We start from the raw sequence: 24195 nt of genomic DNA on the forward strand, positions 1-24195 counted from the left end.
ACTCCTTTGCGGCACTAGGGGTAATCTCTGCAGGAAGGACTTCACGATGCCCAAGGGCTCCGATCTTCTCGTCGCGGCGCTGGAACACGAAGGTGTCGATCGCATCTTCGGCGTGCCCGGCGAGGAGAATCTCGATGTCGTCGAATCGCTGCGCCGCTCCTCGATCGAGCTGGTGCTGACGCGGCACGAGCAGGCCGCCGCCTTCATGGCCGCGACCCATGGCCGGCTCACCGGCCGGCCCGGCGTGTGCATCTCGACGCTCGGCCCGGGCGCGCTCAACTTCACCACCGGCGCCGCCTATGCCCATCTCGGCGCCATGCCGATGCTGATGATCACCGGCCAGAAGGCGATCATGAGCAGCCGCCAGGCGCGCTTCCAGATCGTCGATGTGGTGGCGTCGATGAAGCCGCTGACCAAGCTCACCCGCCAGATCGTCAGCGCCGCCAGCATACCGACCCTGGTGCGCGAAGCGTTCCGCGTCGCCATGGAGGAGCGCCCGGGGCCGGTGCATCTCGAACTGCCGGAAGACATCGCCGGGGCGGACGTCCCCGACGCGCCGATGGTGCCGATCCATCCCATCGACATTCCGGTCGCTCATCACACCGCGCTCGATCGCGCTGCGGAGATGATCATGTGCGCCGAGCGGCCGCTGATCATGCTCGGCGCTGCCACCAGCCGCCCGCGCGCCACCCAAGGGCTCGATGGTTTCGTCCGCCGCACCGGCATTCCGTTCTTCACCACCCAGATGGGCAAGGGCACGGTGTCCGGCGGCACCAATCTCTACATGGGCACGGCGGCGCTGTCGGAGCGCGACTATGTCCACGAGGCGGTCGACAAGGCCGACCTGATCATCGCCATCGGCCATGACACGGTGGAGAAGCCGCCGTTCATCATGGGGCCGCGCGGGCCGCAGGTGATCCATGTCAGCTACACGCCGGCGACGGTGGAGCAGGTGTACTTTCCCAACGCCGAGGTGATCGGCGATGTCGGGCCGAGCCTCGAGCTGCTGGCCGATCGCCTCGAGGGCCGGCTGCCGCGCGCCGGCGCGCTGCTCGGTCTGCGGGACGGCATTCTCAGCCGCATCGCCGATCGCGCCACCGAGAGCCGCTGGCCGCCGACGCCGCAGCGCCTGGTGCATGATGTGCGCCAGGTGATGCCGAGCGACGGCATCGTCGCGCTGGACAACGGCATGTACAAGATCTGGTTCGCGCGCAATTACCGCACCGTCACCGCCAACACGCTGCTGCTCGACAACGCGCTCGCCACCATGGGCGCGGGGCTGCCGTCGGCGATGATGGCGGCGATGCTCCATCCCGACCGGCGGGTGATGGCGATCTGCGGCGACGGCGGCTTCATGATGAACAGCCAGGAGATGGAGACCGCGGTCCGCCTCAAGCTCAATCTCGTGGTGCTGATCCTCGACGACGGCGCTTATGGCATGATCCGCTGGAAGCAGGCGGTCGACGCCTTCCCGGATTTCGGTCTCACCTTCGGCAATCCGGACTTCACGCGCTATGCCCAGGCCTATGGCGCGAGGGGCGCGCGGATCGAAAAGCTCGACGACTTCGTTCCGACGCTGGAGGCGGCGTTCCAGAGCGGCGGCGTGCACCTGATCGCGGTGCCGATCGACTATTCGGAAAACATCCGTGTGCTGGTCGAAGAGCTGCGCGCCCGCATGCCGCCGGCCGATCCGGCCTGAGCGCCCAGCGCGGCGCGGACGTCGTCCAGGTTCTAGGTGCGCGCCGCGATCGCCTGTCCGAGCGTGGCCGCCGCGGTCGCGAGCTGGCGGCGGAACACGGCGTGGCGCTCCTCGGTGAAGCGCACGGTCGGCACCGCGAGATTGAGCGCACCGAAGAAGCGGCCGTCATGGGTGACCGCGGTGGCGATGCCGGTGATGCCGGAGGTGAATTCCCCGCGTGAGTAGGCGAAGCCGCTCTGCCGCACGGTCGGCAGTTCCTCGCGCAGGTGCCGCTTCGAGGTGATGGTCGAAGGTGTGATGATTTCGAAGGTGAGGTCGCGCAGGTAACCGTCGAGCTCGCCCGCCGGCATTCGCGACAGCACGATCTTGCCGCTGGAGACGGCATAGAGCGGCGCGCGTTCGCCGACCTTCATGGTGTAGGCCAGCGCCTGGCTCGAAGTGGCGGAGGCGATCGCCTCCACGACGTCGTCGATCCGCACGTAGAAGCCCGAGGTCTCGTTGAGCTCGCCGCTGAGCTGCTTGAGGAACGGCGTCGCGATGGTCGCGAGCGGCGGCGGCGAGATCTTGTGCACCAGAAGCCGCACCTGGTCGCCGATGCGGTAGCGGTCGGTGGTCGCGTCCTGCTCCAGATAGCCGCGTGCCAACAGGTTGTTCAGCAGGTGAAACAGGCTGCTGCGCGGAATGCGCAGGTCCGTCAGCATGTGCGAGAACGACGGCGGATCGCTGGCATCGGCCACATACTCCAGGATGTCGAAGGCCCGGTCCGCGGATTTCACCGACGATGCTGGATTGAGTTTCATAGGCGCAACCGGTTCTCGCAGGGGGACTGAGGGCAGCTTGACGGCTGCTTATCACAGTTCCATAATGAGTACCAGTTTATATACATAAACTTATCTGTGAACTTCGGCATCCGCGGCTGGCACCCGGTCGCGCCGGAAGAGGTGACTGCATGAGCGACGAGACCGCCGACCGGACCGCGATCCGGGAATTGATCGAGAACTGGGCGCTGTGGCGCGACGCCGGGTTGTGGGATCGCTTCGCGACGGTGTGGCACGACGACGGCTGGATGTCGGCGACCTGGTTTCAGGGCCCGGCGACCGAGTTCATCCGCGTCAGCAAGGAGGGCTGGGACAAGGGCGTCAGCATCCTGCATTTCCTCGGCGGCATGACGATCGAGCTGTCCGCCTATCGCGCCATCGCGCAGACCAAGATGACGATTTCGCAGCGCGGCCCAGTGCACGGCGTCGAGTGCGATGTGGTCTGCACCGGCCGCTTCTTCGATTTCCTGGAAAAGCGCCATGGTAAGTGGGGCGTCGTGCGCCGCCAGCCGATCTACGAGAAGGACCGGCTCGATCCGGTTGATCCGGCCGCCGTGCTCACGCTCGACCAGGACAAGCTCAAGCAGTTCCCGGCTGGCTACCGCCATCTCGCCTACATCCAGGAAGAGATCGGCTACCGCGTCAAGCGCGACATGCCCGGGCTCAGGGGGGCGGAGGTCGAGAAGCTCTACGCCGAGGGGCGGGCGTGGTTGGGGTGAGGGGCGTTCCTCATTCTGCGTCATCACCGGGCCGCCGCCAACGGGTCCGCGCGAAGCGCGGCCCGATGACAGGCTCCGCGGCGAGACCCGGTGATCCAGCTTCAAGAGCTCGCGTTTCGGGCGCGCAAGCTGGATGCGCGGGTCAAGCCTGCGCATGACGTAAGTGAGCGTCGAACGGGCTCAATACGCGAAACGCGTACGCCAGCTATCGCCGCAACCGCCGCCATCCCACCACGACGCCGCTCACCGACACCACGAGGCCGATCAGCGACAGCAGCCACACGACGATGTCCCACGCCGGGCGGTGGGCAAGCAGGGGCAGCAGGTCGAGGCTGTGCAGCGCGTTGAACCACCAGCGATAGGCGCGGCGGCTGTCGTCGCTGCGGCCGAGGAGGTCGCCGGTCGCCGGCGCGATGTGAAACCAGCTGTGCGCGGCGTCGTCGAAGCCGATGCGCAGCACCGGCAGCGTGCGCTCCTGGTGATGCGAATACCAATACCAGTCCGCCTGTGTCAGGCGCTGCCGCAGCGTGATCATCGCGTCCGGCAGCAGGCGGCGCGCGGCAGCGACGATGTCGGTCTCCGCCAGCGCCAGCGGCGCGCCCGTCGCAGGATCCGCTGGCGTGATGTGGCCGCTGCGGTCCGCGAGCAGCATCAGCGGCCGACCGCCGAGCCAGACGAAGCGCGCCTCGACCGCGCCGGCCTGCGGCCGCGCCACGATGTCCGCGATCCGCGGCTGATCCTGCCCCATATAGCGCACCGCCATGTCGCGGCCGATGCCGCGGCCGGCGAACAGCTCCAGCGGATTGAGCGACAGCCAGCCGCTCACCATCCAGGTGACAACAAACACCCCGCCGACAAGGCCGGCGAGGTGATGCCAGGCCATCCAGCCGCGATACGGCGTCATGCGCCCGCGGGCGTAGCGTTGGCGCAGCCGCAATCGCAGCACGCCGATCCAGAACCCGGTCGTGGCGACGACGATGCAGAAGCCAGAGATCCACAGCACCACCTGCCGCCAGGCCGCGCCGTCCTTGCGCAACACCGTGGGATATATCCAGTGCGGGATCGAGCCCAGCCAGTTCCAGATGCGCTCATGACGCGTGGTGTCGAGCGCGATCTCGCCGCTGCGGCTGGAGACATAGAGCTCGGTGCCGGCGGCATCGCCGAGCCCCACCAGGAACAGCGGCCGCAGCGGATCATAGCGCGCGGTGACGCTCCACTGGTCGCGCGTCACCGTGTCGAGCAGCTCCGGACGTGTGGACGCAGGGTGATGCGCTGAGATCGCCAGTGCCTGATCGGCGGTGATGGCGTCGATCGCGTGGCCATCGGTCGCGGCGATGACGGCGCGGCGTCCGTCCCAGGTCGTGATCCGGTACACCGGCGTCGTATCCAGCATCGCGAGGCGCAGCTCGCGCGGATAGGTGGTCGCACCGGTGAGCGCCAAAGCGCGGTCCGGCGTCACAGCCACCTTGTCCCAGGCGACGGGCGGCAGTGCCGCCCATCGCTCGGTGTCACTAAGCTGCGGAAACGCGACATACATCATCACCACGCCGGACACGAACCACATGGCGAACAGCAGGCATGTGGCAATGCCGATCCAGCGGTGGATGATATAGAGCCAGCGTTTGGCCCGTCGCACGATCCGCAGGTTCATCGTCAGAACTTGACGTTGACCGACAGTTCCGCCGTGCGCGGCATGCCCAGCAGCCACTGGCCGCTGTAAGGCGCCGACACGGCATAGACCTTGTCGAACAGGTTATAGACGCGCAGCGCCACGGTGGTCTGTGCGTCCGGCTGCCAGCGCAGGCCGGCGTTGACCAGTGCGTAGGACGGCCGCTGCAGCGTGTTGCCGGCGTCGGTGTACATCGACCCGACCACCTGCACGCCGGCGTTGGCCGACCAGTTCGGCGCGAAATTCCAGGTCACCCAGGCATTGCCGACCTGCTGGGGCACGTTGAACGGCACATTGCCGGCATAGTTGACCAGCTTGCCGCCGACGACGGCGGAGAAGTTGTCGTACTTGGCGCGCAGCAGCGCGACATTGCCGTCGACCCGCCAGGCGTCGTTGAGCGTGAGGCCGAGGCTCGCCTCGATGCCGCGCGACGACTGCTGGCCGACCTGCAGCGACGGGCCCGCCAGATTGGTCGAATCCGGAATCAACAGGTTGTTCTTGACGATGTCGTAGGCGGCGAGCGTCCACTCGCCGCGGCCGCCCCAGAACGACTGCTTGACGCCGACCTCGACCTGCCGGCCGGTGGCGAGCTGGAAGTTCTTCTGGCTGGTGTTGAGTGTGATCAGGTTGCCGACCGGGTCGACGGCGGTGGCGTACTGACCATAGAACGCCAGGTTCTCGATCGGGGTGTAGACGAGGCCGGCGCGCCAGCTCGTGCCTGACAGCGAGGTTTCGAAGCTGTTGGCGGGGATGCGGTCGTCGGTGCGGTTGACGGTCGGCCGGTCGAAGCGCACGCCGCTGACCAGCGCGAGCTGCTCGGTGAGCATCAGGCGATCCTCGGCGAACAGCGCGTACTGGTTGGTCAGGGAATGGTAGCCCGGCGTCGTCGGGCTGGTGGTCGCCGAGAACAGGCCGGGATCGAAGTTGAGGAGCGGAACGTAGGTCTGACCGTTGTAGGGCGAGTTGTTGACGTGGGCGAAGGTGATCTGGTTGACGTCGAAGCCGGCGACGAACTCGTTCCTGAAGCCGAAGATGTGGCCGCGCAGCGTCACGTCGGTGCGGGTGCCGAGCTGGGTCTGGTCGTGGAAGATCTCGATATAGCTGTTGCGGCCGATGAGGCCGGTCGCCGGGCTGAACGTATAGGCCTCGATGTCGCGCCAGTGCCGGTTGCTGGTGAGATAGTAGGTGGTGTTGCGCACCGAGACGCCGTCGGCGACGTCCCATTCGGTCTTGAACTGGGTCCAGTTGTCCTTGTAGCGGATCTGGCTGTCCCATGTGTTGTAGTTCTGATAGCGCAGCGCGGTGTCGAGCGTGCCGTTGATCAGCGGGGTGCCGAAATAGCGCGACGGGCTGCGGTCGCCATAGTCGTTCGATAGCGTGAAGGCGAGGTTGTCGGCCGCCTGCACCCGCACCGCGGCGGAGACCGCGACATTCGAGGTCCTGTCGCGGTCGACATAGCCGTCGGACATATTGCCGGTGGCGGCGACGCGGTAGGAGACATTGGGATTGATCGGGCCGCCGCTGTCGACCGCAAGCCGCCGCGTCATGTTGGTGTCGAGCGAGACCTCGGCCTCGTTGTGCGCGGTGGTGATCGGCTTTTTCGGCACGACATTGACGATGCCGCCGATCGCGCCTTCGCCGTACATCACCGAGGCCGGGCCGCGCATCACCTCGATCTGCTGCGCCGTCCAGGTGTCGAACGGGAAGGTGACGGTGCCGGCGCCGACATAGAAGCGGGTGCCGTCATACAGCGTCATCACCGAGTTGCTGCCGGCGAAGCCGCGGGTCGCAAACGACAGCCCGCCATTGCCCGGTGCCGGGGTGGCGGTGAAGCCCGCCGCGTTCTGGGTCACGGCGTCGAGCACGCTGTGCTGGCCGCGCGCGGCGATGGTGTCGGCGCTGATCACCTCGACGCTGGCAGGCGTCTGCAGCGGGGTGAGGCCGAGGCGGCTGCCGCTCGCTGCGGGTGCAGTGAGGTGCAGCGCGGTCGCGGGCGGTGCGGATGACGCAGGTGCGTTGCCCGCTGACGTCGCGGCGGTTGCGGCAGGCCTCGGTCGGGTGCGCGTCGCGCGTTCGGCGCGCCTGCTGGCGGCGCGTTTCGGTTTTGCCTGTGCCGGGGGTGACACTTCGATGGTGTCGAGCCGGCCGGGTTGGGTCGCGCCCTGGGCGGAGACTTCGGCGGGCAGCAGCAGTGACGACAGGGCGATGGAGCAGAGCAGGGCGGCGCGGCGGCGCGGCGCTGCGATCGGACGGACAGACATTGGGTTTGATGACTCGCGTGAGGATCAGTGGCGGCGATGTAGTGTATGTTATGTTATAACGTTACATACGCCTGGTGAGGCACGCAATGGGGCGAGGCCGGCGACGTGCGCGCAGCCGACATCGCTGCCGAATGTCTTGGATAAGGGAGATCGGCGCCGTGCGACGGCGCTGTCATGGAAGGGAAGATCATGAGTCGGGGACTCGCGGTGAGCGTGGCACGTCACCGCGAACGCAAGCCGCCCCGGTCGCCCTACGGCGACGGATCGGCTTCCACCAGGACGCCCCGCCCGATGTGCTCGCGTGTGACCACGGCTGACGGCAGGTCTCCTGGCTCGCGGGTCGTCGCTGATCGTCACCTTCCCGGGCGAAGCAGCCCAGTGGCTTTGAGCATCACCGCCCGTGATTACGGGCTGCGTGCTGACGATCGGCTCGCCGCTTACAGTTGCGGGGACAGCTGCGGCTTGAGGCGAACCTGCACCGCATTCCCTTTTGATCCTCGGAAGGAACCGTCGCCGCGACGATAGGCAGTGGTTCGGTGGGCGTCAATCGACTCGATTGTCGATGCACATGCTTTGCTGTGGCAATAGGTCTCACCGTCGCGGCGGTGACGGCAGGCGGCCGGTGCGCCCTGCGCGGCAGCGATGGCCTCGGCGCCGTCGCGTGGCGTCGTCGTCCGCGGCCGCGCGCCGCCATGCGCCGGAGTTGTCCAGCTCACGCGGGAGGTCCTGCGCAGGTTGACTCGCGAAGGCGTGCGCCTATGGTTCGCGGGCCAGTTCGATGGGCGCGCGTGCGACAGCCCATCCTCGTGCCGCCTGCGCCGGCCTGACCATCATAAAGACGACGCTTCATGAATCTCCATCATCTGCTGCACAAGCGCCTGTCCGCCGGCCGCCCGGTTCGCGTTGCGCTGATCGGCGCCGGCAAGTTCGGCTCGATGTTCCTCGCCCAGGTGCCGCACACGGCGGGCCTCGAGGTCGCCGTCATCGTCGACCTCGATCCGGAGCGGGCGCGCGATGCCTGCCGCACGGTCGGCTGGGATGCGGCACGGATCGCCGCGACGTCGTTCACGAAAGACGGTCTTGCGGCGATCGGCGATGCCGCTGTCGAGGTGGTGATCGAGGCGACCGGCAATCCCGCCGTCGGCATCCGCCATGCGCGTGCGGCGATCGCCGCCGGCAAGCATATCGTGATGGTCAATGTCGAAGCCGACGTGCTTGCGGGTCCGCTGTTGGCGGAGGAGGCGCGCCGCGCGGGCGTGGTCTATTCATTGGCCTATGGCGACCAGCCGGCGCTCACCGCCGAGCTCGTCGACTGGGCGCGCGCCACCGGCTTCCGTGTCGTCGCCGCCGGCAAGGGCACCAAGTACCTGCCGCTCTATCACGACGTCACGCCGGCCGAGGTGTGGAAGCATTACGGCCTCAGCGCCGCCGAGGCGCAGTCGGCGGGCATGAACCCGCAGATGTTCAATTCCTTCCTCGACGGCACCAAATCCGCCATCGAGATGGCGGCGATCGCCAACGCTACCGGCCTCGACGTGCCGTCCGCAGGCCTTGCGTTTCCGCCCTGCGGCGTCGACGACCTGCCGCATGTGCTGCGGCCGCGGGATGCCGGCGGCGTGCTCGAACGCGCTGGTGTGGTCGAGGTGGTGTCGTCAGTGGAGCGCGACGGCCGTCCGGTGTTCCGTGACCTGCGCTGGGGTGTCTATGTGGTGCTGGAGGCGCCGAACGACTATGCGGCGGATTGCTTCCGCCAGTACGGCCTCAAGACCGACGCCAGCGGGCGCTATGCAGCGATGTACAAGCCGTATCATCTGATCGGGCTCGAATTGAACATCTCGGTGCTGTCGGCGGCGCTGCGCGGTGAGCCGACCGGGCAGGCGCAGGATTTCCGCGGCGATGTCGTCGCGGTGGCCAAGCGGTCGCTGCGCGCTGGCGAGATGCTGGACGGCGAAGGCGGCTACACGGTGTGGGGCAAGCTGATGCCGGCCGCCGACAGCCTCAAGGTCGGCGCGCTGCCGATCGGCCTCGCCCATGGCGTCAGGCTGGTCAACGATATCGCCCATGGCGGCGTGGTGCGCTGGTCCGATGTCGCGTTCGACGCCAGCAACGAAACCGTCGTCTACCGCCGCGCCATGGAAGCACGCTTCGCCGGCTGAACGGCGCGCTGGTTTGTGTTCGGCGTGGCTATCGCCGCGTCATCACCGGGCCGCCGCCAACGGGTCCGCGCGAAGCGCGGCCCGATGACAGGCTCCGCGGCGAGACCCGGTGATCCAGCTTAAACTGGTGCATGCTATGCTGGGAGCGAGATGGATGCGCGGGTCAAGCCCGCGCATGACGTGGTGAGTGTGGCTGGCGCGACCGGTCAATTGGACCGCCGCAGGATATTTCAGATCTGGGTCTTCTCCGCCGCCGCGCTGCGGAAATCCGGCTTGCGCTTGCCGAGGAAGGCGCTGACGCCTTCGCCAAATTCCACGCTGCCGAATGCCACCGCCTGCGCCGTTGCCTCGGTGGCGAAGAAGGCCTCGATCGGTTCATAGGCGCTGTTGACCAGCGTCTTGGTGAGCCCGAGCGATGTTGCGGGACCCGCCGCGAGTTCGCTTGCGAGCGCCAGTGCCGCCGCGCGCAGCTCGGCCGCCGGCACCACGGCCCGCGCGAATCCCAGCGTCACCGCTTCGGCGGCGTCGATGCGGCGGTTGGTCAGCAGGATATCCTTGGCCCGCGACGTGCCGATCGCGCGCGGCAGCGTCAGCGCAAGGCCAAGATCGGGCGCCGCGCCGAGGCCGGGAAACGCCGGACGGAAGAACGCGCTGTCGGCGACCAGCACGAGATCGCACAGCAGCGCCAGCGAGAAGCCGGCGCCGGCGGCTGCGCCGTTCACTGCCGCCACCACCGGCTTCTCGCCGGTGAGGATGCATTTGACCCAGGCATGGCTGCGCAGCATCCGCGCCCGCACCGCCGGCGCATCGCGCTCGCTCATGTTGGTGATGTCGCCGCCGGCGCAGAACGCCTCGTCCGTGCCGGTGATGACGACGCAGCGCACGGCCCGGTCGGCCATCAGCGCGGGGATCGCCTGTTCCAGCCCCGCCTTGATCTCGGCGCTCAGCGCGTTGCGGCTGCGTGGACGGTTGAGGCGCAGCAGCGCGACATCGGCATGGCGCTCGATGATCACGGCATCGTCGGTGGCGGGCGCGGAGACGGAAGGTGTCGCGGTCATGGCGTGGTCCGGCGGTTGGTTGCGGCGAGGGATGAAGCTAGTCGTTCGCTCGCAAAAATGAAACAGAATTTCGCAATTGTGCAACGCGTCCGGATTGGCTTAACCTTGCGGCCAACAACAACAGTCCGAGGAAGCGATGAACCTGACGGCGGGGCTGCGCAAGGCCGCGGCATTTTCCAGCGACACGACGGCATTGATCAGCGGCGATGCCCGGCTCGACCGCCGGACCTTCGTGGACCGGATCGCCCGCCTCGCCGCGGTGCTGCGCGACCTCGGCATGGCGACCGGCGACCGCGTGGCGATGCTGGCGCAGAACGGCCAGCCCTACATCGAGTTCTACTTCGCGGTGCTGTGGGGCGGCGGCGTCATCGTTCCCGTCAACTCGCGCTTCGCGCTGCCGGAGATGATCGAGCAGCTGCGCGACGCAAGCCCCGTGGTGCTGATGGTGGACGCGCATTTCGCCGACGTCGGCGCCGAGCTTGCCGCCTCGGCGCCGTCGGTGCGGGCGGTGCTGCACGCAGGGCCAGGCGAGGCGCGGGGCGGCGCGATCGCCGGCGAGGCGGCAATCGCGGCGGCGAGGCCGGCCGAGGATGCACTGCGCGGCGGCGAGGATCTCGCCTGCATCTTCTACACCGGCGGCACCACCGGCCGCTCCAAGGGAGTGATGCTGAGCCATCGCAACCTGTGGGCTAACGCTGCGGTCACCGCCGCGCGTTTCGGTTTCGACGAGCGCACCGTCGCGCTGCACGCCGGGCCGCTGTTCCACCTCGCCGCCGGCGCGCGGGTGTTCACCACGGCGCTGCTCGGCGGCACCCATGTGGTGATCCCGCGCTTCACGCCTGTCGATGCGCTGGAGGCGATCGCGCGCCACCGCGTCACCACCGTCACCTTCGTGCCGACCATGCTCGCCATGCTGCTGGAGCTGCCGGATCTCGGCGCCTACGACCTGTCCAGCCTGCGGCTGATCACCTATGGCGCCTCGCCGATGCCCGAGGCGGTGCTGGCCGCCTGCCTGCGGCGTTTCCCCGCCGTCAGGTTCGCGCAGTCCTACGGCATGACCGAGCTGTCGCCGGTCGCCACCATCCTCGGCCCAGAGGACCATGCGCCGGATGCGCCGCGGCAGAGGCTGCGCTCGGCCGGCCGGCCGGTGTGGTCGGCCGAGGTCAGGGTGGTGGACGTGGACGATCGTGAACTTCCTTGCGGCGAGATCGGCGAGATCGTGGTGCGCGGCCCGATGGTGATGCAGGGCTACTGGAACCAGCCGGAGTTGACCGCGCAGACCCTGCGCGGCGGCTGGATGCACACCGGCGACAGCGGCTATTTCGCGCCCGACGGCTATCTCTACGTCGCCGACCGCATCAAGGACATGATCATCTCCGGCGGCGAGAACGTCTATTCCGTCGAGGTCGAGAATGCGGTCGGCAGCCACCCGGACGTCTTGCAATGCGCCGTCATCGGCGTTCCCGACGCGCGCTGGGGCGAGCGCGTACATGCGGTGGTGGTGCGCCGGCCCGGCACGACGCCGACCCCAGAGGCGATCCTCGCCCATTGCCGCGATGTCATCGCCGGCTACAAGTGCCCGCGCAGCGTCGACATCCGCGACGAGCCGCTGCCGTTGTCCAGTGTCAACAAGGTCAACAAGGCCGCGCTGCGCGCGCCGTTCTGGGAGGGGCAGGCGCGGCAGGTGAATTGAGGCGGAGCGCCGGGCCCTCTCGCTTTGCGGGGATGCGCACCTCCCCCTCATCCTGAGGAGCGGCGCAGCCGCGTCTCGATGGATGAGGCCGGGGAGCCGGTTGTTGTCAGAGGCGCTCCGGCCTCATGGTTCGAGACGCGCGGCTGTGCCGCGCTCCCCACCATGGGGGGATAAGCCGGATGACAAGCAGCGGCGCCGCTCACCCGCCGCCCAGGGCGGCGCTGATCTGTTGCGCCGCCGCGGCGATCGCCGGGCCGTACTCGTTGTCGAGTTGCTCCTGCGACATCAGGTAGGCCGGCCCGCCGATGCTCAGCGCATATACCGTGCTGCCGCCCGGGGCGACGACCGGCGCGCCGACCGCGTTGATGTCCTTGCGCCATTCGCCGGCCGAGACGCAGAAGCCGCGCTCGGCGACGTCGCGGGTCGCGCGCTCGACCGAGCGCACGATCATCGGCCAGTCCTCACCGTGCTGGCGGCGGATGGCATCCATCAGGCTGTTGCGCTCGTCGTCGGCGACCGCGGCGAGATAGGCCTTGCCGATCGCCGTGACCGCGACCGGCATGCGTGACCCGGTGGCGAGCCGCAGCCCGACCAGGCCCTGGCCCTCGCAGGTCTCGATGTTGAGCATCATCTGCTTGTCGCGCATGGCGAGTGCGACATGCAGGTTGTGGCTGTCGGCGAGCCGCTCCATGGTCGGCCGCGCCACGCGGCGGACGTCGAGATTGGCGAGCGCGACATAGCTCAGCGACAGGGTGCTGCCGCCGAGCTGGTAGGTGGCGGAGCGGGCGTCATAGGCGAGATAGCCGAGCTGGGTCAGGGTATGGGTGATGCGCGAAATGGTCGGCTTCGGCAGGCCGGTGCGCTTGGCGAGCTCGAGATTGCCGAGCGCGCGGTCGCGGGCGCGGAAGGCGCTGAGCACCTCGAGCCCGCGCGCCAGCGCGGAGACGAACAGCCGCCCGCCGGCGCTGTCCTCGGCCGCCTCGTCATCGCTCGCACGGGGCCGGCGCGCCGCGCGCTGCAGCTTCATGCGGGCGCTGCGCTTGCGGGCGCGCTCGTCCGCCACCAGGGGGGCGGCGGGCTTGAGCTTGCGCGGCTTGCCGTCGGCCTTGGTAGCCGAGGCCTTGGTAGCCGAGGTCTTGGTAGCGGAGGTGTTGGCAGCCGCGGCCTTTGCGGGCGAGGCCCTTGTGCTGGACGTCCTCACGCTCGACGTCTTTGCGGCCTGCGACCTCGTGGCGGCGGAGCGGCGCGGGGGCTTGTCGGCGTCCATGCTTGGTCCTCGTGCCAGTGACTGGGGGCCAGGTGAATTGGTATCAAGTGAATCGGGGACGGGTGAACCGTTGGTCGTCTCGTAGCGTTTTTCCGCCGCGCGGTCGCGGCGAAACAGCGAGGGGGTGTAGCAGCTTCGCGCCCCCTGTCGCGACCTCAGGCGGAAAGTCATATGCGAAATCAATTTTCGCATGTTGCCACGATCCCGAGGCCGTGGCAATTTTCGCGGCAAAGAGCCGACAAGATTGCCGAGGAGACCCCGCCGATGCCGATCGATCCCAAAGTCCTGCGCAACTGGCCGTTCGCGGATATCGAGCACAGCTACACCACCCGCGACACCATCCTCTATGCTCTCGGCGTCGGCTGCGGCGCCGATCCGCTCGATGAGAGTGATTTGCGCTTCGTCTATGAGGCGAAGTTGCAGGCGTTGCCGTCGATGGCGGTGGTGCTTGGCTATCCCGGCTTCTGGCTCGGCGATCCCGCCACCGGCGCCGACTGGAAGAAGGTGCTGCATGGCGAGCAGGGTTTTACCATTTTCAAGCCGCTGCCGCCGTCCGGCACGGTGATCGGCCGCACCCGTGTCACCGGCCTGTTCGACAAGGGCGCCGGCAAGGGCGCGGTGCTGCTGTCCGAGCGCGACGTCATCGACAAGGCGAGCGGCGAGGTGCTGGCCCGCCTGACCTCGACCACCATGTTGCGCGGCGACGGCGGTTTCGGCGGCCCGTCCGGCCCGTTGCCGACGCCGCACCCGATCCCCGAGCGCGCGGCGGATGCGACGCTCAGCATCGCCACATTGCCGCAGGCGGCGCTGATCTACCGCCTGTCCGGCGACTACAACCCGCTGCACGCCGATCCCGCGGTCGCCCGCGCCGGCGGCTTCGACCGGCCGATCCTGCACGGGCTCTGCACCTATGGCGTCGTCACCCGCGCGCTGCTGCGGCTTGCCTGCGCCAGCGATCCGGCCAGGCTGCGCGCCATGCAGGTGCGCTTCTCCTCGCCGGTCTATCCCGGCGAGACCATTGTCACCGAGCTGTGGCGCGAAGCCGGCGGCATCGTCTCCTTCCGCGCCCGCGTCGCCGAGCGCGATGTGGTGGTGATCAACAATGGGCGGGCGGAGGTCGTTTGAGGAGCAAGAGTTCGAGCCGCAAGGGCGTTTCCCCCTCATCCTGAGGAGCCCGCGCAGCGGGCGTCTCGAAGGATGAGGCCCGGGAGCCCTCGCGCATCGAACGCCGTGACCTCATGGTTCGAGACGCGCGGCGTTGCCGCGCTCCTCACCATGAGGAGAGAGGGCATGACGCTGAGCTGGAGGCGCCCTCAAATCTTCCGTTTCGCCGCCGCCCAATACGGATCGCGCAGCCGCCGCTTGAAGATCTTGCCGGAATCCTCGCGCGGCAGGTTGTGCTGCACTTCGATGCGCTTGGGCACCTTGTAGCCGGCGAGCGCCGCGGCGAGCGTCTTGCGGATGGCGTCGACGTCGAGCGTGACGCCGGCTTGCGGCTCGACCACCGCCATCAACGCCTCGCCGAACTCCTCGTCGGGAATCCCGAACACCGCGCAGTCATGCACGCCGGCGCAGCCGTGCAGCACCGCCTCGATCTCGGCGGGATAGATGTTGACGCCGCCGGAGATCACCATGTCGCGCTTGCGATCGGAGATGAAGACATAGCCGTCGGCGTCGACGTAGCCGACGTCGCCGCTGGTGATCAGGCCGTCGCGGTCGATCTCGGCGCGCTTCTCCGGCTGGTTGTGATAGGTGAAGTCGGGATTGGCTTTGATGCGGGTGTAGATCTCGCCGACATGGCCCGGCGGCAATGCGTGGCCGTCGTCGTCGAGAAAGCGGATCTCGGCGCCGGGAAAGATCTGTCCCACCGTGCCCGGTCTCTTCAGCGCGTCCTCGGAGGTCGCGAAGGTGACGGCGCCAGATTCCGTCGAGCCGTAGAACTCGTAGATCACCGGCCCCCACCAGTCGATCATGGCGCGCTTGACGTCGGCCGGGCATGGCGCGGCGGCATGGATGACATGGCGCAGCGACGACATGTCGTAGCGCTGGCGCACCGCCTGCGGCAGCTTGAGGAGCCGCACGAACATGGTCGGCACCATGAAGATGTTGTCGATGCGCTCGTCCTGGATGATGCGCAGGAACTCTTCCGGATCGAACCGCGGCATCATCACCAGCGCGCCGCCGAGGCGGCCGGCGCGCAGCGCAAACGCGTTCGGCGCGGAGTGATAGAGCGGCCCCGGCAGCAGTGCGCGCACGCCAGGCTTGAGGCCGTAGATCTTTGCCCGCATCGCTTCGGATGCCGCGATCTGCTCGGGTGTCGGCGCGTTGCGCCGCACGCCCTTGGGGCTGCCGGTGGTGCCGGAGGTGTAGATCATGCTCTGCGGCGGCGGTCGCCGCTCGCCGGCATAGGGCGCCTGTGCGCCGATCCAGCGCTCATAGTCTTCGGCGCCGCGCGGCGGCGCGAGCCGGGCCAGGTCGATGGTGTAGGTCTGCAGGATCTCCGGCGGGGTCGGCACGCTGATCTGCGTGACGCTGTCGGGAATGGCCGCGCGCAGCGTGTTGAGCAGGTCGGCATGGCCGATCAGCACCCGCGTCGCGGTGTCCTTGAGAATATGGGCGACCTCGTCGAGCTTGAAATGCCAGTTCACCGGCACCGCATAGGCGCCGAGCGTCATCGCCGCATAGCTCGCCTCCAGGAACGCGATATCGTTGCGCATCAGGATGCAGACACAGTCGCCGGCGCCGACGCCGAGTCGGGCGAGGCCGCCCGCGATGGCGAGGGCGCGCGCCTCCGTCGTGGCAAAGCTCTGGTTGCGCGCGCCGCTGGTGATGCCCGCGGATGGGGCGGCTGCGGAGGTCATGGCGTGGTCTCCCGTCTCAAAGCGCCCTTACCGGGCTGTTCGTGGTCGCATGCGCGAGGAATATTGCGGCGCGCGGAATGCGTGCGGTGCAGATCACGCGCGCGAGACCGCGTGCAGATGCGCATGTTGCGCGATGGAAAATTCCGGCAAAATCACGGGCGTCCTCGCATGTTCTGATTTTGCGAAATGCTATTTCGCATGTTTGACATTTGCAAGGTGGCGTGGCACATCGAACGTCATCAAGCAAGAACGATCGCGGATGCTGTCATGCTCCGCACGGGAGAGAGAAATGGCTGCCCCCGCACGCGCCCGTCCGGTGCCGACACCGGAAACCAAGCATTACTGGGAGGGCGCCGCGCAAGGCGAGCTCCGCCTGCAGCGTTGCGACGACTGCACCAAGGCGTATTTCCCGCCGCGTCCGTTCTGTCCGTCGTGCGGCTCGCGCCATGTCAGCGTGTTCAAGGCGAGCGGCAAGGGCATGCTGTACAGCTATGTCATTCATCATCGCCCGGTGCCCGGCTTCACGCCGCCTTACGCCATCGCGGTGGTCGAGCTCGCCGAAGGGCCGCGCCTGATGAGCAACATCATCGACTGTCCGCAGACGCCGGAGGCGCTGGTGCTCGACATGCCGCTCGAGGTCGCGTTCGAGAAGCTCGACGACGCGATCACGCTGCCCCAGTTCCGCCCGGCGAAGGGGTGAGCCATGCGTCGTAATCAGGTTGCCATCGTCGGCGCTGCCGAGACCACTGAGCTCGGCGTCGTGCCCGGCATGTCGCAAATCCAGCTGCACGCGGACGCGGCGCTCAACGCCATGGCCGACGCCGGCCTCAAGCCCTCCGACATCGACGGCATCGCCACCGCGGTCGAAGCGCCGCAGCAGATCGCCCACTATCTCGGCATCACGCCGACCTGGGCGGACGGCACCTCCGTCGGCGGCTGCTCGTTCATGTTGCATGTCCGCCACGCGGCGGCGGCGATCGAGGCCGGGCTGTGCAAGACCGTGCTGATCACCCATGGCGAGAGCGGCCGCTCCAATATCGGCAAACCGCCACGCGTGGTGGCGGCCGACAGCCTCAATGGCCAGTTCGAAATGCCATATGGGCCGTTCGGGCCGCCGAGCCTGTTCCCGATCCCGGTGCTGCGCTTCATGAAGACCCATGGCATCACCCATGAGCAGATCGCCATGGTGTCGGTGGTGCAGCGCGAGTGGGCGGCGAAGAACCCGCGCGCCACCTTCAAGGATCCGATCACGGTCGACGACGTGCTCAACTCGCGCATGATCGCCTATCCGTTCCGCATCCTGCAGTGCTGCGTCGTCACCGACGGTGGCGGCGCGCTGATCCTGACCAGCGCCGACCGCGCCAAGGATTTTCCGCGGAAGCCGGTCTACGTCATGGGCACCGGCGAGAGCGTCGAGACGCCGATGGTCAGCCAGATGGAGACGTTCAACTCCTCACGCGCCTTCCGCGTCGCCGGGCCGACCGCGTTCCGCGAAGCCGGCATCAGCCATGCCGACGTCGATCATCTCATGATCTACGACGCCTTCGCCCACCTGCCGCTGTTCGGCCTCGGTGACCTCGGCTTCATGCCCCATGCGGAGGCCGGCGCCTTCATTGCCGGCCGCAACACCGCGCCGGGCGGCAAGCTGCCGGTCAACACCAATGGCGGCGGCCTCAGCTACATGCATTCCGGCCACTACGGCATGTACGCCCTGCAGGAGAGCGTGCGCCAGATGCGCGGCATCGCGCCGGCGCAGATCCCGAATGCGAAAATCTCGGTGTGTCACGGCGTCGGCGGCATGTTCGCCGCCAGCGGCACCATCGTGTTCACGAACGAACGGTAAGTATCCGTCATCCCGAGGCGCGCGACGCGCCTCGACGGGGACGGGCAAAGGCTTGCAGCAACACAGGGAACGGCACCATGGCACAGACAAAAGCGCTTGACGGCAAGGTCATCATCGTCACCGGCGCGGGGCGCGGCATCGGGCGCGAGATCGCGCTGCTGGCGGCGGCGGAAGGCGCCAAGGTCGTGGTCAATGATCCCGGCGGCGCGGCCGACGGTTCCGGCACCAGCGCTGCGCCGGCGGAAGAGGTGGTCGAGGAAATCCGCAAGCGCGGCGGCACCGCGGTCGCCAATTTCGAGACCGTGGCCGAGGCCATTCCCGCCAGCAAGATCGTCCAGACCGCGATCGATGCCTTCGGCAAGCTCGACGGCGTCGTCAACAATGCCGGCATCCTGCGCGATGCCATCTTCCACCGCATGAGCGTCGACGCCTTCGAGCAGGTCATCAAGGTGCATCTGATGGGCTCGTTCTACGTGTCCCATGCCGCGGCACGCCTGTTCCGCGAGCAGGAGAGCGGCGCCTTCGTGCACTTCACCTCGACGTCCGGCCTGATCGGCAATTTCGGCCAGGCCAACTATGCCGCCGCCAAGCTCGGCATCGTCGGCCTGTCGAAGTCGATCGCCCTCGACATGAACCGCTTCAACGTGCGCTCGAACTGCGTGTCGCCGTTCGCCTGGAGCCGCCTGATCGGCACCATCCCGACCGAGACCGAGGCCGAGAAGGCGCGCGTCGCCCGCATGCAGCAGATGGGCCCGGAAAAGATCGCGCCGCTGTCGGTGTTCCTGCTCGGCGACGACGCCAAGGACGTAACCGGCCAGATCTTCGCCGTGCGGATGAACGAGATCTTCCTGATGGGCCAGTCGCGCCCGCTGCGCTCGATCCACCGCGCCGAAGGCTGGACCTGCGAAACGCTGGCCAACCACGGCATCCCGGCGCTGAAGTCGTCGTTCTACAAGCTCGACCGCTCGGCCGACATCTTCTCGTGGGACGCGATCTGAGCCGGGCTGCCAACTTCGCTTGTTGCAGAAGGTGCTCGCCGTCTTCTTTGTCGTGGCCGGGCTTGTCCCGGCCACCCCGCTTAGGGACGCATTGCTTTCCTTGCCGGGGTCGCCGGGAGACCTTAGTCCTGGCGATCCGTTAGAGAGGGATCGCGCTGCCCGGCGACGACACTAAGGTCACGGCCCCAACGCCCATGGCCTCATAGTTCAAGACGCGCGGCTTTGTCGCGCTCCTCACCATGAGGAGTGGCGTTGTCAGCATTTGACGACGCCGGCCAAAATCGGCTTAGCTCACATCAAGTGCCGCACATGATGGCGCAGAGCAATGAGATTCGGGAGACAGACGATGACCATCACCCGCCGGACCTTTGGCCTCGGCGCAGCGGGAGCCCTGATTGCGCCGGTCGCTGCGCCCTTCGTCCGCCGCGCCTCGGCCGCCGGGCCGACCATCCGCATCGGCGTGGTCAATTCCATGAGCGGCAGCCTTGCGGCCTATGCCCAGGAAGGCCAGCCGGCCTTCGAATACATGATCAGGAAGATCAATGCCGAGGGTGGCATCCGCAGCAAGGGCGGCGCGCAGATCGAGCTGGTGATGGCCGACGACACCAGCCAGCCGGCGCGCACCGCGGCGGAAGCGCGGCGGCTGATCACCGAGGAGAAGGTGCAACTGCTCACCGGCACCATCCTCAGCGCCCAGATGCTGGCGCTCACCCCGGTGCTCGACGAACTCAAGGTGCCGACGCTGTCGGTGTGGGCCGGCGGCGCGCACTCCAGCTACATGTTTACCCTGGGCTACCCCTACGACCGCGGTTACGCCCAGACCATGCACGACTTCGTCGTGTCGCTGCGCGACGACGGCAAATTCCCGATCAAGACTGCGGTGATGAGCTACTCGAACTACGAGGCCGGCCAGCAGGTCAACAGGTTTCTCACCGAAAAGCTCAAGGCCAGCAACATCGAGATCATCGGCGAGGCCGCGCTCGACATCCGCGCCCAGGACCAGACCGCGGCGATGGTGCGCATCCGCTCGCTCAAGCCCGATGTCGTCGTCGGCCTGGTGACGCCGCGCGACGGCATCCTGCTGCACCAGGCGCGCTACAACTTGAATTACCACGGCAGCATCTTCTGCGGCGGCACCGGCGGCTATTCCGACCTGTCGCTGTGGAAGGACCTTGGCCAGGAGATCGGCAAGGCGGTGCTGACGCGCAACCTGTTCGGCATGACCGGTTTCAGCGCCGGCGCCAAGATCGAGTCGATGCAGAAGATCATCGCCGAGCTGCGCGACGTCGCCAAGCTCGAGCGCATCGGCCAGGGTGCCATCCAGTATGCCCAGGCGGCGCGGGTGCTGCAGCAGGTGCTGGAGAACGCGGTGTCGCTCGACAGCGACGCGCTGCTCAACGCCTTCAAGAAGCTCGACATCCCCTATGGCGATCCCAACCTCTACATCGCCAAGCCGCAGGGGTTGCAGTTCGCCGAGGATCGCCTGCTCAAGGACGGCTCGGCGATGTTCATCCAGTGGCTGCCGGACCAGGACCAGCAGGTGGTGTTTCCAAAGATCTTCGCCCAGGCCGCGCCGCGGCCGAAGTCGTGAGGACAGGCGAGTGTCGTTCCTCATGGTGAGGAGGCGCGCAGCGCCGTCTCGAACCGTGAGGCCCGTACGTTACGGCCTCATCCTTCGAGACGCAGGCTTCGCCTGCTCCTCAGGATGAGGACAGAGGCCGAGGACGGGGATCTCGGGATACGGCAATGAGGGGAAGGGGCTGACGTGGCATTTCTGGAGGTCGCCGGCATCACCAAACGCTTCGGCGGCCTTGTCGCGCTGAACGCGGTCAGCTTCTCGGTCGAGAAGGGCGAGATCGTCGGCATCATCGGCCCCAACGGCGCCGGCAAGACCACGCTGTTCGGCGTCATCTCCGGCTTCATCCCGCCGAGCGAAGGCACCGTGCACTTCGACGGCGCGGCGATCGGCTCGCTGCGGCCCGACCAGCTGGTGCGCTGCGGCCTGATGCGCAGCTTCCAGATCGTGCAGACCTTCGCCGACATGACCGCGCTCGACGTGGTGACGACCGCGGCGCTGACGCGGCGACCGATGCGCGAGGCCGTCGACTATGCGGCGCATGCGCTCGAGCGGGTCGGCCTTGGGCCTAAGCTCGAGGCCACGCCGGCGACGCTGTCGCTGCAGGACAAGAAGCTGCTCGAGATCGCGAAATGCATCGCCACCGATCCCCGTTGCATCCTGCTCGATGAGGTGATGGCGGGCCTCACCATGGCGGAGACCGCCGCGCCCATGGCGGTGATCCGCGAGCTCAATACCCAGGGCGTCACCATCGTCATGGTCGAGCATGTCATGCCGGTGATCATGCGCCTCGCCACCCGCATCGTGGTGATCAATTTCGGCGAGAAGATCGCGGAAGGCACGCCCGAGGACATCATCAGGGATCAGCGCGTGGTCGATGCCTATTTCGGAGACCATGTCGATGCTTGAGGTCGAACGGCTGGTCGCGGGGTATGGCACTGTCCCGGTGCTGCACGAGGTGTCGCTGACGCTCAAGGCCGGCGAGATCGTCGGCCTGCTCGGCGCCAACAACGCCGGCAAGACCACGCTGATCAACGCGCTGTCCGGCATGGTCACGCCGAGCGCCGGACGAATCCTGTTCGATGGCGAGGACGTTACGCACCTCTCCGCAAAGCAGCGGGTCGAGGCCGGCATTGTCCAGGTGCCCGAGGGACGCCTCGTCTTTCCGGAGATGAGCGTGCGGGAGAACCTGCTGCTCGGCGGCATCAATGCGCGCGCCCGCGCGCAGCGGCCGCAGCAGATGGACAGGGTGCTCGACCTGTTCCCGCGGCTTCAGGAGCGGCTCGGCCAGGCCGCCGGCACGCTGTCCGGCGGCGAGCAGCAGATGCTGGCGATCGGCCGCGGCCTGATGGCGGATGCGAAACTGCTGATGCTCGACGAGCCGTCGCTCGGCCTGTCGCCGCGCTTCGTGCAGTACATCTTCGCCATCGTCGACCGCCTGCATGCCGAGGGGCTGACCATCCTGCTGGTGGAGCAGAACCTCAACCTGACGCTGCGCCATGCCGGGCGCTGCTACGTGCTGGAGCGCGGCCATGTCGCGGTCGAGGGCACGGCCGACGTGGTGAAGAACGATCCGCGCACCCGCAGCGCGTATCTCGGGCTTTGACGGGGAGAGCGACGTGACCGAACTCTACCAGGCGCTGGCGCAAGGACTCCTGATCGGCTCGACCTACGGGCTGCTCGCCCTCGGCATGGGCCTTGTCTACGGCGTCAGCGGCGTCGTCAACTTCTCCCATGGCGACTTCATCTCGTTGGGCATGTTCATGTGCCTCGCGCTGTACTCGGCGTTCTCGCTGGATCCCTATGTTTCCGCCGTGATCACGATCCCCGTGATGACGGCGCTCGGCGCGCTGGTCTACCGCTTCCTGATCCGGCCAATGGTCGGCCACCAGTTCCTGATGATCGTGCAGCTCACCCTGGGCTTAAGCCTCGTGCTGCAGAACGGCATCCTGATGGTGTTCGGCGGCCAGCCGGCGCGCACCCCTTCGGTGGTCGAGACCAAGCTGATCCTGCTCGGCGACGTCGTGCTGCGGCTGCCCCATGTCATCGCCTTCGTGATCTCGTTCGCCCTCGCCATCGCGCTCTATGTCATGCTGCGCTCCACCGACTTCGGCCGCTCGATCCGCGCGGTGCACCAGAACGCCCACGCCGCGGCGCTGATGGGCATCAATGTCGGCCGCGTCCAGGTGCTGACCTTCGCGATGGGCATCGGCCTCCTGGCGCTCGCCGCGGTGCTGCTGCTGCCGGGCACGCCGATCCAGCCGACCCAGGGCCTGCGCTACACCGTGATCACCCTGCTGGTGGTGGTGCTTGGCGGCATGACCAATTTCGTCGGCATCATGCTCGGCGGCCTTGTCATCGGCATCGCGGAAGCGTTCGGCACCATCTATCTGGAAGGTCCGCTGGGACTGCTGATGCCTTACCTGATCTTCGTCGCCATCATGCTGTTCCGCCCGCAGGGCCTGACCTGGAGGTCGGCGCGATGAAGGAGGAGTTTTACCGCACCCTGCGTTCGTCGATCTGGTGGGGCGTGCTTGTCCTCGCCGCGCTGCTGCCGTTCGCGCTGTCGAGCTACTACCTGCACATCGTCACCCTGGCCTTGGTCTATGTCGCGCTGGCGTCGTCCTGGAACATCGTCGGCGGCATGGCCGGGCAGATCTCGCTCGCCCACAGCCTGTTCATCGGCGTCGGCGCGATGTTCTCCAGCGCGCTGCTGCTCAAGCTCGGCATCAACATGTGGCTGGGCCTCGTGATCTCCGCGGCGATCTCCGCCGTGCTTGGCGCCGCGATCGCCTGGATCGACTACCGCTTCCGCCTCGGCCATCTCTCCTTCGTGCTGATCACGCTGGCGTTCGCGGAGATGGGCGCGATCATCGTCGAGGGCTGGGAGTTTCTCGGCGGCGCCTCGGGCCTGCTGCTGCCGCGCGACGCCGGCAACTTCCTGCGTTTCGAGTTCGGCGGCGGGCAGGGCGCGTTCTGGGTGATGCTGGTGCTGGCCGCGATCTGCGTGCTGGTGAATGTCGCCATCCTCAACGCGCCGCTCGGCTATTACCTGCGCACCATCCGCGACAACGAAAAGGCGGCGCAGGCGATCGGCGTCAACGTGCTGCGCTACAAGACCATGGCGATGGTGATCTCCGCCGTGCTCGCCTCGGTGGTCGGCACGGCCTATGTCCGCTATCTCACCTTCGCCGATCCGTACCTGCTGATCTCGCCGGTCATCACCATCGAGATCGTGCTGTTCGCGACCGTCGGCGGGCTCGGCCGCGCCTACGGCCCCGCGCTCGGCGCGCTGCTGCTGGTGCCGCTCGGTGAGGTGCTGCGCGGCAAGCTCGGCTCCACCCTGCCGGGGCTGCACTACTTCATCTATGGCGTGGTGGTGGTGGCGGTGATTCTCGCCACGCCGCGCGGCCTGCTGCCGCTCGCCGAGCGGATGTGGGCGCGCTGGCGCGGCCCGGCATCCCGCGCAGGGTGATCGCCGGTTCCGGCGGAACCGGCCTCCACCTTTCGACTTATATGGCCACGGTTGCGATCGCGCCGGAAATCTTGATTTGAGCGAGTGGCGATTCGTGGTCAG

19 protein-coding genes and 1 riboswitch are annotated in these 24195 nt (G+C 67.5%); of the genes, 13 read left to right on the forward strand and 6 right to left on the reverse strand.

What is annotated here, in order from left to right:
* Positions 1-46 precede the first annotated feature (46 nt).
* Entirely contained in the window at positions 47-1699 is a 1653-nt protein-coding gene (locus AB4Z37_RS15930; protein ID WP_441517714.1) for an acetolactate synthase large subunit, read from the forward strand.
* A gap of 32 nt (positions 1700-1731) precedes the next feature.
* Here the strand turns inward: AB4Z37_RS15930 and AB4Z37_RS15935 are convergent, their stop codons facing one another.
* On the reverse strand, positions 1732-2499 hold the full coding sequence (locus tag AB4Z37_RS15935; protein WP_441517715.1) for an IclR family transcriptional regulator: 768 nt from the start codon (positions 2497-2499) through the stop codon (positions 1732-1734).
* A gap of 149 nt (positions 2500-2648) precedes the next feature.
* Here AB4Z37_RS15935 and AB4Z37_RS15940 point away from each other — a divergent pair, with 149 nt between their 5' ends.
* Positions 2649-3236, forward strand: a complete 588-nt coding sequence (locus AB4Z37_RS15940) for a nuclear transport factor 2 family protein (protein WP_441517716.1) — start codon at positions 2649-2651, stop codon at positions 3234-3236.
* Positions 3237-3441: 205 nt separating this feature from the next.
* Here AB4Z37_RS15940 and AB4Z37_RS15945 read toward each other — a convergent pair whose 3' ends face one another.
* Positions 3442-4887: a PepSY domain-containing protein gene (locus AB4Z37_RS15945; RefSeq protein ID WP_441517717.1), complete on the reverse strand. Its 1446-nt coding sequence runs from the start codon at positions 4885-4887 to the stop codon at positions 3442-3444.
* Positions 4888-4889: 2 nt separating this feature from the next.
* Positions 4890-7166 carry a TonB-dependent siderophore receptor gene (locus AB4Z37_RS15950; protein WP_441517718.1) on the reverse strand — a complete coding sequence of 759 codons (2277 nt, stop codon included), beginning with the start codon at positions 7164-7166 and terminating at the stop codon, positions 4890-4892.
* Between the two features lie 301 nt (positions 7167-7467).
* Positions 7468-7692, reverse strand: a riboswitch (cobalamin riboswitch).
* A 322-nt stretch (positions 7693-8014) separates the two neighbouring features.
* Here AB4Z37_RS15950 and AB4Z37_RS15955 point away from each other — a divergent pair.
* Complete coding sequence (locus AB4Z37_RS15955) at positions 8015-9322, forward strand: NAD(P)H-dependent oxidoreductase (RefSeq protein WP_441517719.1); 1308 nt, start codon at positions 8015-8017, stop codon at positions 9320-9322.
* Between the two features lie 230 nt (positions 9323-9552).
* Here AB4Z37_RS15955 and AB4Z37_RS15960 read toward each other — a convergent pair whose 3' ends face one another.
* Complete coding sequence (locus tag AB4Z37_RS15960) at positions 9553-10380, reverse strand: enoyl-CoA hydratase/isomerase family protein (protein WP_441517720.1); 828 nt, start codon at positions 10378-10380, stop codon at positions 9553-9555.
* A gap of 136 nt (positions 10381-10516) precedes the next feature.
* Between AB4Z37_RS15960 and AB4Z37_RS15965 the strand changes: the two genes are divergently transcribed.
* Positions 10517-12073 (forward strand): class I adenylate-forming enzyme family protein, encoded by a 1557-nt coding sequence (locus AB4Z37_RS15965; protein ID WP_441517721.1) that lies wholly within the window; start codon positions 10517-10519, stop codon positions 12071-12073.
* Positions 12074-12272: 199 nt separating this feature from the next.
* On the opposite strand, the gene AB4Z37_RS15970 is transcribed toward AB4Z37_RS15965, so the two are convergent.
* Positions 12273-13340, reverse strand: a complete 1068-nt coding sequence (locus tag AB4Z37_RS15970; RefSeq protein WP_441517722.1) for an IclR family transcriptional regulator — start codon at positions 13338-13340, stop codon at positions 12273-12275.
* 264 nt (positions 13341-13604) lie between these two features.
* Between AB4Z37_RS15970 and AB4Z37_RS15975 the strand changes: the two genes are divergently transcribed.
* Complete coding sequence (locus AB4Z37_RS15975) at positions 13605-14465, forward strand: MaoC/PaaZ C-terminal domain-containing protein (protein WP_441517723.1); 861 nt, start codon at positions 13605-13607, stop codon at positions 14463-14465.
* A 188-nt stretch (positions 14466-14653) separates the two neighbouring features.
* Here the strand turns inward: AB4Z37_RS15975 and AB4Z37_RS15980 are convergent, their stop codons facing one another.
* Complete coding sequence (locus AB4Z37_RS15980; RefSeq protein ID WP_441517724.1) at positions 14654-16201, reverse strand: acyl-CoA synthetase; 1548 nt, start codon at positions 16199-16201, stop codon at positions 14654-14656.
* 289 nt (positions 16202-16490) lie between these two features.
* Between AB4Z37_RS15980 and AB4Z37_RS15985 the strand changes: the two genes are divergently transcribed.
* The 8 genes from AB4Z37_RS15985 (at position 16491) to AB4Z37_RS16020 (ending at position 24093) form a co-directional block, all read left to right on the forward strand.
* A complete protein-coding gene (locus AB4Z37_RS15985) occupies positions 16491-16901 on the forward strand; it encodes a Zn-ribbon domain-containing OB-fold protein (RefSeq protein ID WP_441517725.1) in 411 nt (136 codons plus the stop codon).
* Between the two features lie 3 nt (positions 16902-16904).
* On the forward strand, positions 16905-18044 hold the full coding sequence (locus AB4Z37_RS15990; RefSeq protein ID WP_441517726.1) for a thiolase C-terminal domain-containing protein: 1140 nt from the start codon (positions 16905-16907) through the stop codon (positions 18042-18044).
* 77 nt (positions 18045-18121) lie between these two features.
* The gene (locus tag AB4Z37_RS15995; RefSeq protein WP_441517727.1) at positions 18122-19042 is read left to right on the forward strand and encodes an SDR family NAD(P)-dependent oxidoreductase; all 921 of its coding nucleotides are present in this window, start codon (positions 18122-18124) and stop codon (positions 19040-19042) included.
* Between the two features lie 346 nt (positions 19043-19388).
* Entirely contained in the window at positions 19389-20633 is a 1245-nt protein-coding gene (locus AB4Z37_RS16000) for an ABC transporter substrate-binding protein (RefSeq protein WP_441517728.1), read from the forward strand.
* A gap of 174 nt (positions 20634-20807) precedes the next feature.
* Positions 20808-21527 (forward strand): ABC transporter ATP-binding protein, encoded by a 720-nt coding sequence (locus AB4Z37_RS16005; protein ID WP_441517729.1) that lies wholly within the window; start codon positions 20808-20810, stop codon positions 21525-21527.
* On the forward strand, positions 21520-22224 hold the full coding sequence (locus AB4Z37_RS16010; protein WP_441517730.1) for an ABC transporter ATP-binding protein: 705 nt from the start codon (positions 21520-21522) through the stop codon (positions 22222-22224). Before AB4Z37_RS16005 ends, AB4Z37_RS16010 begins: the two co-directional genes overlap by 8 nt.
* 13 nt (positions 22225-22237) lie before the next feature.
* Entirely contained in the window at positions 22238-23104 is an 867-nt protein-coding gene (locus AB4Z37_RS16015) for a branched-chain amino acid ABC transporter permease (RefSeq protein WP_441517731.1), read from the forward strand.
* Complete coding sequence (locus AB4Z37_RS16020; RefSeq protein ID WP_441517732.1) at positions 23101-24093, forward strand: branched-chain amino acid ABC transporter permease; 993 nt, start codon at positions 23101-23103, stop codon at positions 24091-24093. The genes AB4Z37_RS16015 and AB4Z37_RS16020 overlap by 4 nt, the downstream gene beginning before the upstream one ends.
* Positions 24094-24195: the final 102 nt, after the last annotated feature.

The organism is Bradyrhizobium sp. 2TAF24, from assembly GCF_052115025.1.
Taxonomy (GTDB): Bacteria; Pseudomonadota; Alphaproteobacteria; order Rhizobiales; family Xanthobacteraceae; genus Bradyrhizobium_A.

What these genes read in the sequence shown, in the direction of transcription:
- AB4Z37_RS15980 (WP_441517724.1), bottom strand. Translation starts at nt 16,201, where the DNA reads ATGACCTCCGCAGCCGCCCCATCCGCGGGCATCACCAGCGGCGCGCGC.
- AB4Z37_RS15940 (WP_441517716.1), top strand. Translation starts at nt 2,649, where the DNA reads ATGAGCGACGAGACCGCCGACCGGACCGCGATCCGGGAATTGATCGAG.
- AB4Z37_RS16000 (WP_441517728.1), top strand. Translation starts at nt 19,389, where the DNA reads ATGACCATCACCCGCCGGACCTTTGGCCTCGGCGCAGCGGGAGCCCTG.
- AB4Z37_RS15985 (WP_441517725.1), top strand. Translation starts at nt 16,491, where the DNA reads ATGGCTGCCCCCGCACGCGCCCGTCCGGTGCCGACACCGGAAACCAAG.
- AB4Z37_RS15935 (WP_441517715.1), bottom strand. Translation starts at nt 2,499, where the DNA reads ATGAAACTCAATCCAGCATCGTCGGTGAAATCCGCGGACCGGGCCTTC.
- AB4Z37_RS15975 (WP_441517723.1), top strand. Translation starts at nt 13,605, where the DNA reads ATGCCGATCGATCCCAAAGTCCTGCGCAACTGGCCGTTCGCGGATATC.
- AB4Z37_RS16020 (WP_441517732.1), top strand. Translation starts at nt 23,101, where the DNA reads ATGAAGGAGGAGTTTTACCGCACCCTGCGTTCGTCGATCTGGTGGGGC.
- AB4Z37_RS16010 (WP_441517730.1), top strand. Translation starts at nt 21,520, where the DNA reads ATGCTTGAGGTCGAACGGCTGGTCGCGGGGTATGGCACTGTCCCGGTG.
- AB4Z37_RS15965 (WP_441517721.1), top strand. Translation starts at nt 10,517, where the DNA reads ATGAACCTGACGGCGGGGCTGCGCAAGGCCGCGGCATTTTCCAGCGAC.
- AB4Z37_RS15930 (WP_441517714.1), top strand. Translation starts at nt 47, where the DNA reads ATGCCCAAGGGCTCCGATCTTCTCGTCGCGGCGCTGGAACACGAAGGT.
- AB4Z37_RS15960 (WP_441517720.1), bottom strand. Translation starts at nt 10,380, where the DNA reads ATGACCGCGACACCTTCCGTCTCCGCGCCCGCCACCGACGATGCCGTG.
- AB4Z37_RS15955 (WP_441517719.1), top strand. Translation starts at nt 8,015, where the DNA reads ATGAATCTCCATCATCTGCTGCACAAGCGCCTGTCCGCCGGCCGCCCG.
- AB4Z37_RS15995 (WP_441517727.1), top strand. Translation starts at nt 18,122, where the DNA reads ATGGCACAGACAAAAGCGCTTGACGGCAAGGTCATCATCGTCACCGGC.
- AB4Z37_RS15950 (WP_441517718.1), bottom strand. Translation starts at nt 7,166, where the DNA reads ATGTCTGTCCGTCCGATCGCAGCGCCGCGCCGCCGCGCCGCCCTGCTC.
- AB4Z37_RS15945 (WP_441517717.1), bottom strand. Translation starts at nt 4,887, where the DNA reads ATGAACCTGCGGATCGTGCGACGGGCCAAACGCTGGCTCTATATCATC.
- AB4Z37_RS15990 (WP_441517726.1), top strand. Translation starts at nt 16,905, where the DNA reads ATGCGTCGTAATCAGGTTGCCATCGTCGGCGCTGCCGAGACCACTGAG.
- AB4Z37_RS15970 (WP_441517722.1), bottom strand. Translation starts at nt 13,340, where the DNA reads ATGGACGCCGACAAGCCCCCGCGCCGCTCCGCCGCCACGAGGTCGCAG.